Here is a 12933-nt window from a genome sequence, read left to right as displayed (position 1 = left end):
GAAAGATGGCAAGGTTATAAGAGCCGTCGGAGAGTCCAATAAAAACCACAGGAGCGGGTCGATGAGCCAAAGTGATCATGCCTACACCGAGAAACGCGACTACATCCGTATGCGCTTGGAAGCACCCGTCACCTTGAAACACGGCGGCCGCGACATTCCCGCCCTCTGCCTCGACTTGTCCAGTACTGGCATGCAGTTAGAAGCCGAAAGCGACGCCAAGGTGGGCGACAAGGTTCGCGTCCACATCGCATCGGAACACAACGAATTACGCGGCCTCGACGCCGAAGCCGAAGTCATCCGCGCGAGCGCTTTGGATGGCGGCAAACAATCGCTGGGGTTGGCCATTCTTTCCATGAAGTAATCCACGCACCCATCAACGAAAAAGGCGACCCTGAGGTCGCCTTTTTCGTTTTGATCTTTGCTCAGAATCACGCTGCTCAAGATCGAGCGAGCCAGAGCGGGGCAAGGCGGAATGGCCTTTCAAGCGCAGTGGGCTGTTGCCCATGAGCATTGAAAGGCCATTTCCAACGCCGCCCCGCCGACGCGCAGCCGATCGTTTAGCTAACTCAAAAGTCGTCTTCGACTTCACCGTCTTTAACTTTAAACTCACGCATCTGCAGATACGCATTGCGGATAAAGCTGTACTTGTCGCCGCTGATAAATTTCTCGGCCGACAGCAAGCTCGCACGGGTATCCACCACATCCACCGCACGGGTCACGTTGCGAGTCGGTACGTGGTCCATGTAGCGATAGGGTTCGAGGAAGCTGTCTGGAATCTTTCCCGACGCATCGCGCACGGTGCTTGGCCCCAACAACGGCAGCACCAGATACGGCCCACTGTTCAGGCCCCACGCGCCGAGGGTCTGACCGAAATCTTCGTCGCTGCGCTGCAAGCCCATCTTGGTGCCGACATCGAAGAAGCCCAGCAGGCCAAAGGTGGTGTTGAAGATCAAACGGCTGGTATCGACGCCCGCCGCCGCTACTTTGCCTTGCAGCAGGTTGTTGGCCAGGTTGCCGACATCGCCCAGGTTGCTGAACACGTTGTGGATGCCGTCTTCGAGAAACTGCGGCGTGACCGTTTGGTAACCCTGGGCCACGGGTTTGAGGGCGTAGGTGTCGATCGTGTCGTTGAAGGTAAACACCGGGCGGTTGAAACCTTCCCATGGGTCGCTTTCGGCTGCCGAAGCGACCTGCGCCACCAGCGCAATACCGGCACACAGGCAGAGTTGGCCAAAACGCGTGGCCCAATTGCTGGCAAACACTTCCATTGCATGGCTCCAAAGGCAGAACGGGGAACGCGAGGTGCGCGCTTTGCCAGCATAGGTGCTGGCGCAAAAGGCGCCCAGTATAAGGGCTGACAACGGGCTTTGGCAGGCGGCTTTTCCATCGGCCGAAATGGCGCGGCAACTCCGCGCCGGTCAATTGTCACAAAGTATTCATCGCACCGTCATCGCGGGTAACTACTTTGCTAACAAGCCCCCTTCGGATGCGCGTCATGCCTGCACTCGCCTCATCATCTGCCGACTTCACCGCCGTGCTGTTCGGCCTCTCTGGCTGCCTGGTGGACTTCGGCGCCCGGGCCTTGCCCGTGACCTTGCAGCGGCTGTTTCCCGACGCCGCCAATCAGCCCTGCCAGCTTCTATCTCCGCACGCAGCCTTAAGCGCAGCGCTCGGCCGCGAGCCTCACAGCGCCGACCTCAGCGCCTTGCAAAGCGCCCTGCAAGCCAGCGCCAATGATTACGCGCACGTCACGCCCGGCGCCTTGCATGTGCTGGAAACCCTGCAGCAGCAAGGCGTGCCCTGCGCCTGGCTGGACGAGCTACCCGCCGATGCCAGCCAACAGTTGGCAAGCGCCCTGCCCGCCTGGCTGGTCGGCACCGACACCAGCGCCGCCCGCCCATGGCCTGCGCCCGACGCCTGCTGGCAGTCGCTATCGGCGTTAAAGGTGAACAACCTCGACGGCTGCGTATTGATCAGCGGCGAACCGCGCTTACTGCAGGCGGGCTTGAATGCCGGCTTGTGGACGGTAGGCCTCGCCGCCTGCGGCCCCCTTTGCGGCCAGGCGCCGGACGACTGGCAAGCCCTGCCCGCCCCGGAACGCGACCATTTGCGCGCGCAGGCGACGCTGAGCCTGTATCGCCTTGGCGTGCATTCGGTGATTGATCAACTGGCCGACCTCGGCCCCAGCCTCACAGACCTGGCCCTGCGCCGGCAAAAAGGTGAAAAGCCGTAAGGTGTTACACCTTGCCGCGCCTGCGCTCGGGCAAAGCGGCAGAGCATGGATTACCCTCAACACTCGAACCTTTGGCGCACGCTCAGGGTCAATGCTGTTGCCTATCACAGAGGGAGAAACACCATGCCTGCCCGCGAATTGCAGCATCAACTGGACTTACTGCGCGAGCAACTGCAAAGCCAGACGCCCGTCTCCGACGAGCAACGCGAAGAACTCAACGCCCTGGCGCAACAGATCGAACTGCAACTGCAACGCGAAGCCAGCGCACCGGACACCAACCTGGTGGACGGCGTGAACCTCGCCGTTGAGCGCTTTGAGGTGGAACACCCGACCATCGCCGGCACCTTGCGCAATATCGTGCAAAGCCTGGTGGGCATGGGCATCTAGCCCCACGGTAAAACCGCATAAAAAAACCCGGCCTCACGCCGGGTTTTTTACGCTTGCTGCATTAAGCCACGACTTGATTACGCCCGAACGCCTTGGCCTCATACAGCGCCCGGTCTGCTCGCTCATACAGCTGGCCCACGTCGCGCTCCTCGGCCGGCAGCAGGCAGGACACGCCCACCGACATCGTCACCATCGCCGCCGTGTCAGAGCGCTCATGGCGAATGCCGAGCTTCTCCAGCGCCAAACGCAGTGCCTCAGCGCGCTCGCGAGCCTGCGCATCGGTGATGTCGTAGAGCAACACCGCAAATTCCTCACCGCCGAGGCGCACCGACATATCCAGCGGCCGGCGCGCCGCATCCGCGAGCACCGCGCCGACGCGCTGCAACACGTTGTCGCCGGCCTGGTGCCCGTAGCAGTCGTTATAGGCTTTGAAGTGATCGATATCGCAGAGCAACAGCGCCAAGCGCTGGTTCTCGCGCTGTGCCTGGCGCCACAGGCGTTCCAGCTGACGGTTGAAACTGCGGCGGTTATGCAGGCCGGTCAGGCTGTCGTGATCCGCCAGCACGCGCATCAGGCGGCTGACCAAAAAATGCTCGCGCGATTTGAACTCCAACAGGTAACAGCCGATGGCGCCCATCAAATTGCCGAACAGCAGAAACAACACGTTGTTGATCAGACGGGGAATCGGCAGTCCCACCAGCAGCTCCAGTACCACATACGCCAGCAGCACCATCAACGAGGTGGCCAGCGCCTCGGACAAGCGCAAGCCGACGAGAAAATACGCCGCCATGCACACCAGCAGCAGGCCTTCGTAGGGGTAGGTCATGTCGACCGTATGGGCGATGGCCACCACCGACGCCGCGCCCAGCCCGAGCCCGCCAATGCAGGTGATGCTCAGGGGCACCAGTAGATGGAAGTGTTTGCGTTGCAGAATAAGGAAGGCGCACACCAGCAGCATTGCCAGCACGCTGAGCCGCACGCCCAGCATCCACCAGACCTGAGGCCCGTCGATCAGAGAAAAATCCAGCACCGCGAACGCCATCCACAGCACCATGCCCACGCTCAGGGCAATGCGCTTGAGGTCGAAGCTGTCCTCGCGCATGTACTTACGGTATTCAATTTCCAGCGGACGTACAAAACGCAGCAGGCGGAAGCCTAAAGACAGTTGGTCGGCATAAGGATTGGGGCGGACATCGTCCAGCCAGGCGTGATGGAGCGGCACCCGTGACCTCTTCTCTTGGTGGGGAGGCTTTTTGACACCATAGCCGCAGAAAGTGCGCGCAACAACCCGGGCAAAATTTCTGGCGCCATAAAAACGACCAGACCGAATGCCGGGTTAGGCGTCGGCTTTACACCTCGAACTCCGCCTGCAATGCCGCACGAACGCAGTACAGCACGCCTTCCGGCACGCGCCCGGCGAACTGCTCGACAATCGCCGCCACGGCAGGCAGTTCGCCATCGGCATCCAGAAACGCATCCTGAATTTCGCCCAGCAGCTCAGCCGGCAAGTCGAGCGCTTGCTCGAGCGACAACTGCTGACGGCCAATGGCTTCAGCCAACAGGCTGTACACATTTTTCTCGGTGCATTTGAGCTGTCCGGCAATTTGCTGTGGCGTCATGCCGGCGCGGGCCAGGCTGACTAGCTCGTGGCGGATGTCCACCACTGGCGGCGGCACTTCGGCGGCGCCGCTCAGCACTTCGAGGAAGGCCTTACCGTAGCGCTCCAGCTTGCGCGCGCCCACGCCGCTGACCTCGGCCATTTCCGCCATCGAGCCGGGCTGGCTGCGCAGCATTTCCAGCAGCGTCGAGTCGGGAAAAATAACGTACGGCGGCACGGCGTGTTCTTCTGCCAGTTTGCGCCGCAGTGCGCGCAGGGCTTCCCACTGCTCGCGCTCGTCCGGGCGTACCAGTTGACTGGCCGAGCTGCCGCCACCGGAAGAGGTTTTCGCCGCGAGTTGCGGTTTCAGGTCGCGACGAAGCTCCAGCGTTACCTCGCCGCGCAGCAGCGGCCGGCAGGTTTCGCTCAGGCGCAGGCCGCCGTAGCCTTCCAGATCCACATCCGCCAAACCGCGCGCCACCAACTGGCGAAACAGTGAACGCCACTCGCCTTCGCTCAAGGCCTTGCCCATGCCGAAAACGGACAAGTGTTGATGGCCGCTGCTGCGCACTTTGTCGTTGTCGCGACCGAGCAAAACGTCGACCAAATGACCGACGCCATAGCGCTGGCCGCTGCGGAAAATCGCTGACAGCGCCTGACGTGCCGGCTCGGTGGCATCCCAAGTTTGCACGTTGTCGACGCAGTTATCGCAATGGCCGCAGGGGTTGGGCATTTCTTCGTCGAAGTACGCCAGCAACGCCTGGCGGCGGCAGCGAATCTGCTCGCACAGCGCCAACATGGCGTCGAGTTTGTGCTGCTCCAGGCGCTTGTGGCGCTCATCGCCTTCGGAGCTTTGCAGCATTTGTTTAAGCAGCAGCACGTCTTGCAGGCCGTAAGCCATCCAGGCGTCTGCCGGCAAGCCATCGCGGCCGGCGCGGCCGGTTTCCTGGTAATAGGCTTCCAGCGACTTGGGCAAATCCAGGTGGGCCACGAAACGCACGTTGGGCTTGTCGATGCCCATGCCGAAGGCGATGGTCGCCACCATGATCAAGCCTTCCTCATTGAGGAAACGCTTCTGGTGAGTGGCGCGCAGTTCGTGGGGCAAGCCGGCGTGATACGGCAGCGCGGCGAAGCCTTCCTTACTTAGAAACGCCGCCACTTCTTCGACCTTTTTACGCGACATGCAATACACGATGCCGGCGTCGCCCTTGCGTTCTTTAAGAAACGCCAGCAACTGCTTGCGCGGCTGCTCTTTGGGCACGATGCGGTAGAAAATATTGGGTCGGTCGAAGCTCGACAAAAACCGCTCGGCGTCTTGCAGGTGCAAGCGCGTGACGATTTCTTCGCGGGTGCGCATGTCTGCCGTGGCGGTCAGGGCGATGCGCGGAACATGGGGAAACAGCTCGGCCAGTTGGCCCAGCTGCAAATACTCCGGGCGGAAATCGTGGCCCCATTGCGACACGCAGTGCGCTTCGTCGATGGCGAACAGGGCGATGTCCAGGTCCTGCAAAAACTCGAGCATCCGCGGCTGCACCAGGCGCTCGGGAGCCACATACAGCAGTTTGATTTCGTTGCGGCGAATGCGGTCGGCAATCTGCCGTTGCTCGGCGGCACTCAGGGTGGAGTTCAGTGCCACGGCCGCAACACCCAGCTCGTCCAGCGTGGCCACCTGGTCTTCCATCAACGCAATCAGCGGCGAAACCACCACCGCCAAACCGGGCCGCAACAGCGCCGGCACCTGGAAACACAAGGATTTACCGCCGCCGGTTGGCATCAATACCAGGGCGTCGCCGCCGTTGGCCACGCGCTCGATGATTGCACCCTGACGCCCACGAAAACTGTCGTAGCCAAAAACGTCTTTAAGGATGCGCAGAGCCGGTTCGAGCATAAAAACCCCAAGCGTTGCAAAAGGTGCAGGCGGAAAAGCGCCGCAGTATACGTCAGCACTCTTAGGCAATGGACGACGCCTATCGGTGATTGCCCGTCGAAAAATCCCGCCAGCTAGCGGCAGCGGCGAAAAAAATCTGCCACGAGCGCCGCGCCAGCGGGCTATACAGGCTAAAATCCTGCGCATTCAGTCCCATTAGGTAGTGCCGTAATGTCCTTCGCCGCGCAATTGACCCGCCTGCAAGCCTTCCTCGACGCCGATGAGTTGCATGAAGAAGCCCTGGACTATGTAGCCGCTCACGGCTTCCTAACCGCACTGTCGATCTGCACCGAACAAGTACCCGAGCGCGAGTGGATCGACACCCTGTTCTCCGAGCCGCCGCACTACCGTGACGACGCCGAGCGCGACGAAATCGAAGCCACCCTCATCCAACTCAAAGCGCACATCGGCCGCATGCTCGCCGCCGACGACGACCTCGAATTGCCGTGTGATCTGGATCTGGGCGAAGAGCCGGACGATTCCGATATTCGTGGCTGGTGCATCGGCTTTATGGAAGGCGTGTTTATGCGCGAAGCCGCCTGGTTTGAAACCGCCGAAGAAGAAGTCAGCGAACTGCTGCTGCCGATCATGGTGGGTTCCGGCTTGTTTGATGAAGAAGCCGAGTTCGCTGACATCGCCAAAGATGCCGACCTGATGGACGACATGGTCGAGCAGATTCCCGAAGCGCTTACCGCGCTGTTCCTGATCTGTCAGGCCCCTGACGAAAAACCTGCGCTGCTCAAGCCTCGTCACCACTGATTCGTCACTGCACGATAAGGACCGTGGATGACGCGCCAAGTCCACGAAAACCGTAACCCCGCCATTCGCTACGCCCTGCTGACCCTCGGTTGGCTGAGCGTGGTGCTTGGGGTTATCGGGGTTTTTCTTCCCGTACTGCCCACCACACCGTTTCTGCTGCTGGCGGCCGCCTGCTTCGCCCGCAGCTCCGAGCGCTTCTACCACTGGCTGGTAGACCATCCCAAGCTCGGCCCGTGGATTCGCGACTACCTCGACGGCAACGGCATACCGCTCAAAGGCAAGGTATACGCCATCGGTTTGATGTGGCTGAGCATCGGCTTTTCCTGCTACCTGGTGCCGATGTTCTGGGCGCGCACGTTTATGTTGACCAGTGCGGTGTGCGTGACGATTTATATCCTCCGGCAGAAAACCCTCAAGCGCCCGTAGCCGCTCGGGTACGAGCGTAACGAGGCGGTAGAAAATTCCCGTAGCCCATACAGCAAATTCCCCTGCAACTGCCTAGAATCACCCCACCATCGGCGGAGACGCGACATGCAGCTTCGGCAGCGCTTTCAAGGACGACACAGACGCCTGTTTTCGGCACGCGTCTGTGCGTCTTTGCTGCTGGCGTTGCTGGTGGGCGTTGCCAGTGTATTTGCCGATTGGGATTTCGCCGTCATCGTCAAAAACGCCGAAACCCGCTACGGCAATCTCGGCGAAGCGAAGCCCCGCATTCTCGCCTGGGGCGATCTGGTCAGTTCAAGTGGTGGTCTGCCCGAAAGCGAAAAGCTCGTGGCGGTGAACAAGTTCTTCAACCGCGAACTGCGGTTTGTTGATGACATGCGCAACTGGCGCCAGGAAGACTACTGGGCTACGCCACTGGAAGCGCTGGTCAAGGGCGCGGGCGATTGCGAGGACTACTCCATCGCCAAATACTTCACCCTGCGGCGCCTGGGCATTCCCAGCGAAAAGCTGCGCATCACCTACGTCAAAGCCTTGAATTACAACCAGGCCCACATGGTGCTCACGTACTACTCCAGCCCCACCGCCCAGCCGCTGGTACTGGACAACTTGATCGGAGATATTCGCCCCGCCTCGCAACGTAAAGATTTACTCCCGGTGTATTCCTTCAATGCCGAAGGTTTGTACCTGCCGGGCTCCTCCGGCAAACGCGGTGACAGCAAAAAGCTTTCGCGCTGGCAGGACATATTGAAAAAAATGAATGCCGAAGGCTTTGCCGTTGGTGAGGGTTAGGAGAACCTTATGTCGTTACTCAAGCAGTTGTTTCTCGCCATTTGCCTGTTTCTGGTAGTGGCCTTCACCGGCAGTTTCATCACCAGTGTGGAAAGCTCGCGCGAGCAATTGCTCAGCCAGTTGCGCTCCCACGCGCAAGACGCCGCCACCGCCCTGGCGTTGTCCATGACCCCGCATATCGACGACCCAGCCATGATCGAGTTGATGGTCAGCTCGGTGTTCGACAGCGGCTACTACGCCACCATCCGCGTCGTGCGCGTCGACAACGGCGAAACCATGGTTGAACGCCGCACCACCACGACCTCGGAAAACGTGCCGGCCTGGTTCGTCAAACTGATCGACCTTGAACCCGAAGGCGGTGACGCCATGATCATGCGCGGCTGGGACCAGGCCGCCCGCGTGGAAGTGCTCAGCCATCCGCAATTCGCCCTGTCGCGTCTGTGGGACAGCGCCTTGGGCAGCGCCGCTTGGTTATTGCTGTGCGGCTTGGTCAGCTCGATTCTCGGTGGCTGGCTGCTGCGTACCCAGCTCAAACCGCTCGACAACATGGTGCAACAGGCCCACGCCATCAGCCGTCGCGAGTTCTTCACCCTGCCCCGCGTTCCGCGCACACCCGAGCTCAAGCGCGTGGTGCTGGCCATGAACCAGATGGTCGAGAAACTGAAAAACCTGTTCGCCGAAGAAGCCGCGCGCAGTGAAAAACTCCGCGAAGAAGCCTACCAGGACACCCTCACCGGCCTGGCCAACCGCCGCCTGTTCGACATCAACCTCGCCAACCAACTCAGCGCCCACGAACAGAACGCCGAGGGCTACCTGATTATGCTGCGGGTCAACGACCTCGGCGGCCTTAACCAGCGCCTCGGCGGGCAACGCACCGACGCCCTGATCGCGGCCATCGGCGAGTTGCTTAAACGCCTACTCGACCACCCCGACCGCAGCGACTGGCTGGCCTCGCGCAGCCGTGGCGGCGAGTTCACCTTATTGGCCCCAGGGTTGGCCGGCGACGACGCCGACCGCCTCGCTCTGCAACTGATCGACAGCCTGGAAAGCCTGCGCCAAACCGGCGCCAGTGACTGCACGCCCGTGGCCCATCTGGGTATTGCCGCGTTCCGCCCCGGCGAAGACGTAACGGCGGTGATCAGCCGTGGCGATCAAGCGCTGGCCCAGGCGCAGAGCAACGCCGCCAAGTTCTGGGACCGCCTCGACGACTTCAACGCCGCACCGAGCCAGAGCCTCAACGACTGGCGCGGCTGGATCGACGAAGCGCTCAACAAAGGCAAGCTGGAGCTGTACTTCCAACCGGTGGTGGACTGCGCCGACACCCAACGCGTGCTGCACCACAAAGTGCTGGCGCGCCTGATCGACCCGCAAGGCGAGGCCATCGCGGCCGGCCGTTTCCTGCCCTGGATCGAGCGCCTGGGTTGGACCGCCCGCTTCGACCTGGCGATGCTCAAACACGCCCTCGCCCACCTCGCCGCGCATCAGCAACCCATCGCCTTGAGCTTGTCGGCCGCCACGCTGCGCGAGCCGGAAGCGCAGGCGCAGCTAATCCTGCTGCTACGGGAAAACCCGCAGCACGCCGCGTTGATGACACTGGAAGTCGACGAACGCCACCTGCCGCCACCGGCCGAACTTGAACGCCTCAGCCAGGCCGTGCACCTGGCCGGCTTCAACCTGGGCCTGCAGCATTTCGGCGGCCGCTTCAGCCTGATCGGCAACCTCACCCACCTGGGCTTGGCTTACCTGAAAGTGGACGGCACCTACATCCGCGCCATCGACGAGGAAAGCGACAAACGCATGTTTATCGAAGCCATGTTCCGCGCCACCAACAGCATCGACCTGCCGTTGATTGCCGAAATGGTGGAAACCCAAGGTGAACTGACCGCGTTGAAAGAGCTGGGCATCAAAGGCGCCATGGGCCGGTTGATCGGCGCCCCGGCGCCGTGGGGGCGGTGAGTTAGCATCGGTGCGACGTCAAGAGGCGTCGTAAACGCCGAGATTCTGGATCCCCGCCTTCGCGAGGATGACGGTGGCGTGGAATAGACCCCCGTCATCCCCGCGAAGGCGGCGGTCCGACGATTCGGAATCCAGAATGGTTGGTTGGAACACAGCGTTGAAGTGCCCGAAAATCAAATTGTCGTCCTAAATAAAAATCGAGGCTGAAGCCTCTCTCACAAGCGATGTGCCACTTGTAGGAGAGGCTTCAGCCTCGATTGGGTCTTACAGGTCCAGCCGAATAATTACTGCGCTTTCTGGCTGTAGCTCTGCATCAGGTTGGCGTACGCCGGCAGATGGCCGCCGAGGATGGCGCCGAAGCCTTCGATGTCGTTGCGCCAGTCGCGTTGCAGCTCGCAACCTACGGCGAACCAGTTCATCAGTTGCGCGCCCGCTTCCACCATACGGTTCAACGCCGACTCGCGAACCAGCGGGTTGAAGGTGCCGGAAGCGTCGGTCACCACGAACACGTCGAAGCCTTCTTCAATCGCCGACAAGGTCGGGAACGCCACGCACACGTCAGTCACAACGCCCGCGATGATGATTTGCTTACGGCCAGTGGCTTTAACGGCGGCCACGAAGTCCGGGTTGTCCCAGGCGTTGATCTGGCCAGGACGGGCAATGTACGGCGCGTCCGGGAACTTGGCTTTCAGCTCGGGAACCATCGGGCCGTTCGGGCCGTTTTCGAAGCTGGTGGTGAGGATGGTCGGCAGCTTGAAGAACGCGGCGATGTCGGCCAGGGCCAGTACGTTGTTTTTGAACTCGTCCGGGGTGAAGTCGCGCACCAGGGAGATCAGGCCGGCCTGGTGATCAACCAGCAAAACCACGGCGTTATCTTTGTCCAAGCGGTTGTATTTCTTGCTCATGATATTTCCTCGAAATAATCAGGCCCGCATCGGGCCTGATGGATTGGATAACGAACTTAGAAGGCGAAGCAGGAACAGCCGAACGCACCCCAGAAGCCTTGGTGATCGCTCACCGGCGCCGAGGAAAGACGGGCTTTTTCATGGCTATGGGAATGCACGCCGCACGGGCCGGAGCATTGGTGCACAGCGGCCGCCAATGCGGTTTGCTGACGCCAGTGGCCGGGCACTTTCACCACCGGCGACCAGTCTGGGGTCACGGGCAGCGCAGGCGGCGCGAGCTTGTCGAATTCGTCGGTGCCGTAAACGATCTTGCCGTCCACCACGGTGAGTACCGATTCGATCCACTTGATGGCTTCTTCATCGACACTGAAGAAGTCCGCCGACAAGGCGACCACATCCGCCAACTGGCCGACCTTGATCTGGCCTTTCTTGCCCTGCTCCGTTGAGAACCAGGCGCTGCCATGGGTGAACAGTTGCAGGGCGGTTTCGCGCGGCAAGCCTTCGGGGTACAGCTCCATGCCGCCGACGGTTTTGCCGCTGACCATCCAGTACAGCGAGGTCCACGGGTTGTAGCTCGACACGCGCGTGGCATCGGTACCGCCGCCCACCGGCACGCCTTCGGCGAGCATGCGTTTGATCGGCGGCGTCGCTTCGGCGGCTTTTTTGCCGTAGCGGTCGACGAAGTATTCACCTTGGAACGCCATGCGGTCCTGTACGGCAATACCGCCGCCCAGCGCCCGTACACGCTCAATGTTTTTCGGCGTGATGGTTTCGCAGTGGTCGAAGAACCAGTGCAGGCCGTTGAACGGAATGTCGCGGTTCACTTTCTCGAACACATCGAGCATGCGCGAAATCGATTCGTCGTAGGTGGCGTGCAGGCGGAACGGCCAGCGCTGTTCAACCAGGTGACGCACCACCGGCTCCAGTTCCTCTTCCATGGTTTGCGGCAGGTCCGGGCGCGGTTCCAGGAAGTCTTCGAAGTCGGCAGCCGAGAACACCAGCATTTCGCCGGCGCCGTTGTGGCGGAAGAAGTCATTGCCATCGCCGGGCTTGACGATTTGCGTCCAGTTTTTGAAGTCCACCAGTTCTTCTTTGGGCTTCTGGGTAAACAGGTTGTAGGCGATGCGTACGGTGAGTTGGTCGTTGGCGGCCAGCTCGCGGATAACCTGATAGTCGTCCGGGTAGTTCTGATAACCACCGCCGGCGTCGATGGCGCTGGTCACCCCAAGGCGGTTCAGCTCGCGCATGAATTGACGGGTGGAGTTCACCTGGTATTCCAGCGGCAGCTTCGGCCCTTTGGCCAGCGTGGAGTACAGAATCATCGCGTTCGGACGCGCCACCAACATGCCGGTGGGCTCGCCGTTGGCGTCTTTCACAATCTCGCCGCCCGGTGGGTTCGGCGTGTCGCGGGTGTAGCCCACCACCTTGAGCGCGGCGCGGTTGAGCAAGGCGCGATCGTACAGGTGCAGCACAAACACCGGAGTATCGGGCGCGGCTTTGTTCAGCTCTTCAATGGTTGGCAGACGCTTCTCGGCAAACTGGAATTCGTTCCAGCCCCCCACCACGCGTACCCATTGGGGCGCGGGCGTACGGTCGGCTTGGTCTTTGAGCAGGCGCAACGCATCGACTAGCGACGGCACGCCTTCCCAGCGCAGTTCGAGGTTGTAGTTGAGGCCGCCGCGGATCAAGTGCAGGTGCGAGTCGTTGAGGCCTGGAATCACCGTGCGCTTTTGCAGGTCGACCACGCGGGTCGAGCCGCCGCGAAAGGCCATGGCTTCGGCATCGTTGCCCACGGCAATGAATTTGCCGTCTTTGATGGCGACTGCCGTGGCGGTCGGTTTTTCTCGGTCGACCGTATGCAAACGGCCGTTGAAGAGAATTAGATCGGCGTTCATCGCAGCTCCTGATGAGGTGGCGTAAGCGGAAAAAGGCAAGG

General features: G+C 61.2%; 12 protein-coding genes. 7 read left to right on the top strand and 5 right to left on the bottom strand.

What is annotated here, in order from left to right; genetic code table 11:
- Window positions 1-61: 61 nt before the first annotated feature.
- The gene (locus tag AC0IW7_RS08520) at window positions 62-361 is read left to right on the top strand and encodes a PilZ domain-containing protein (protein ID WP_122498417.1); all 300 of its coding nucleotides are present in this window, start codon (window positions 62-64) and stop codon (window positions 359-361) included.
- Between the two features lie 205 nt (window positions 362-566).
- Here AC0IW7_RS08520 and AC0IW7_RS08515 read toward each other — a convergent pair whose 3' ends face one another.
- On the bottom strand, window positions 567-1268 hold the full coding sequence (locus tag AC0IW7_RS08515) for an MlaA family lipoprotein (RefSeq protein WP_471817106.1): 702 nt from the start codon (window positions 1266-1268) through the stop codon (window positions 567-569).
- A 227-nt stretch (window positions 1269-1495) separates the two neighbouring features.
- Here AC0IW7_RS08515 and AC0IW7_RS08510 point away from each other — a divergent pair, with 227 nt between their 5' ends.
- A complete protein-coding gene (locus AC0IW7_RS08510; RefSeq protein ID WP_471817104.1) occupies window positions 1496-2233 on the top strand; it encodes an HAD family phosphatase in 738 nt (245 codons plus the stop codon).
- A 123-nt stretch (window positions 2234-2356) separates the two neighbouring features.
- Complete coding sequence (locus tag AC0IW7_RS08505) at window positions 2357-2620, top strand: DUF4404 family protein (RefSeq protein ID WP_471817102.1); 264 nt, start codon at window positions 2357-2359, stop codon at window positions 2618-2620.
- 61 nt (window positions 2621-2681) lie between these two features.
- On the opposite strand, the gene AC0IW7_RS08500 is transcribed toward AC0IW7_RS08505, so the two are convergent.
- Together AC0IW7_RS08500 and recQ are read right to left on the bottom strand one after the other, a co-directional pair.
- Window positions 2682-3842 carry a GGDEF domain-containing protein gene (locus AC0IW7_RS08500; RefSeq protein WP_471817100.1) on the bottom strand — a complete coding sequence of 387 codons (1161 nt, stop codon included), beginning with the start codon at window positions 3840-3842 and terminating at the stop codon, window positions 2682-2684.
- A 127-nt stretch (window positions 3843-3969) separates the two neighbouring features.
- Window positions 3970-6105 carry a DNA helicase RecQ gene (gene recQ / locus AC0IW7_RS08495; RefSeq protein WP_471817098.1) on the bottom strand — a complete coding sequence of 712 codons (2136 nt, stop codon included), beginning with the start codon at window positions 6103-6105 and terminating at the stop codon, window positions 3970-3972.
- Between the two features lie 210 nt (window positions 6106-6315).
- On the opposite strand from recQ, the gene AC0IW7_RS08490 reads away from it, so the two are divergent.
- From AC0IW7_RS08490 to lapD, 4 genes are all read left to right on the top strand, one after another.
- Window positions 6316-6903 (top strand): YecA family protein, encoded by a 588-nt coding sequence (locus AC0IW7_RS08490; protein ID WP_122498405.1) that lies wholly within the window; start codon window positions 6316-6318, stop codon window positions 6901-6903.
- Window positions 6904-6930: 27 nt separating this feature from the next.
- Entirely contained in the window at window positions 6931-7329 is a 399-nt protein-coding gene (locus AC0IW7_RS08485; protein ID WP_463560623.1) for a YbaN family protein, read from the top strand.
- Between the two features lie 105 nt (window positions 7330-7434).
- Window positions 7435-8136: a cysteine protease LapG gene (gene lapG / locus AC0IW7_RS08480; RefSeq protein ID WP_471817096.1), complete on the top strand. Its 702-nt coding sequence runs from the start codon at window positions 7435-7437 to the stop codon at window positions 8134-8136.
- A gap of 9 nt (window positions 8137-8145) precedes the next feature.
- Window positions 8146-10092 carry a cyclic di-GMP receptor LapD gene (gene lapD / locus AC0IW7_RS08475; RefSeq protein WP_471817094.1) on the top strand — a complete coding sequence of 649 codons (1947 nt, stop codon included), beginning with the start codon at window positions 8146-8148 and terminating at the stop codon, window positions 10090-10092.
- Window positions 10093-10376: 284 nt separating this feature from the next.
- On the opposite strand, the gene ycaC is transcribed toward lapD, so the two are convergent.
- Together ycaC and AC0IW7_RS08465 are read right to left on the bottom strand one after the other, a co-directional pair.
- Entirely contained in the window at window positions 10377-10997 is a 621-nt protein-coding gene (gene ycaC / locus AC0IW7_RS08470) for an isochorismate family cysteine hydrolase YcaC (protein ID WP_122451006.1), read from the bottom strand.
- Window positions 10998-11053: 56 nt separating this feature from the next.
- The gene (locus AC0IW7_RS08465; RefSeq protein WP_471817092.1) at window positions 11054-12892 is read right to left on the bottom strand and encodes an amidohydrolase; all 1839 of its coding nucleotides are present in this window, start codon (window positions 12890-12892) and stop codon (window positions 11054-11056) included.
- Window positions 12893-12933: the final 41 nt, after the last annotated feature.

The organism is Pseudomonas sp. AC229 (genome assembly GCF_979254655.1).
Note: the sequence above shows the minus strand (reverse complement) of the source record. Positions and strands in the feature narration are given on the sequence as shown.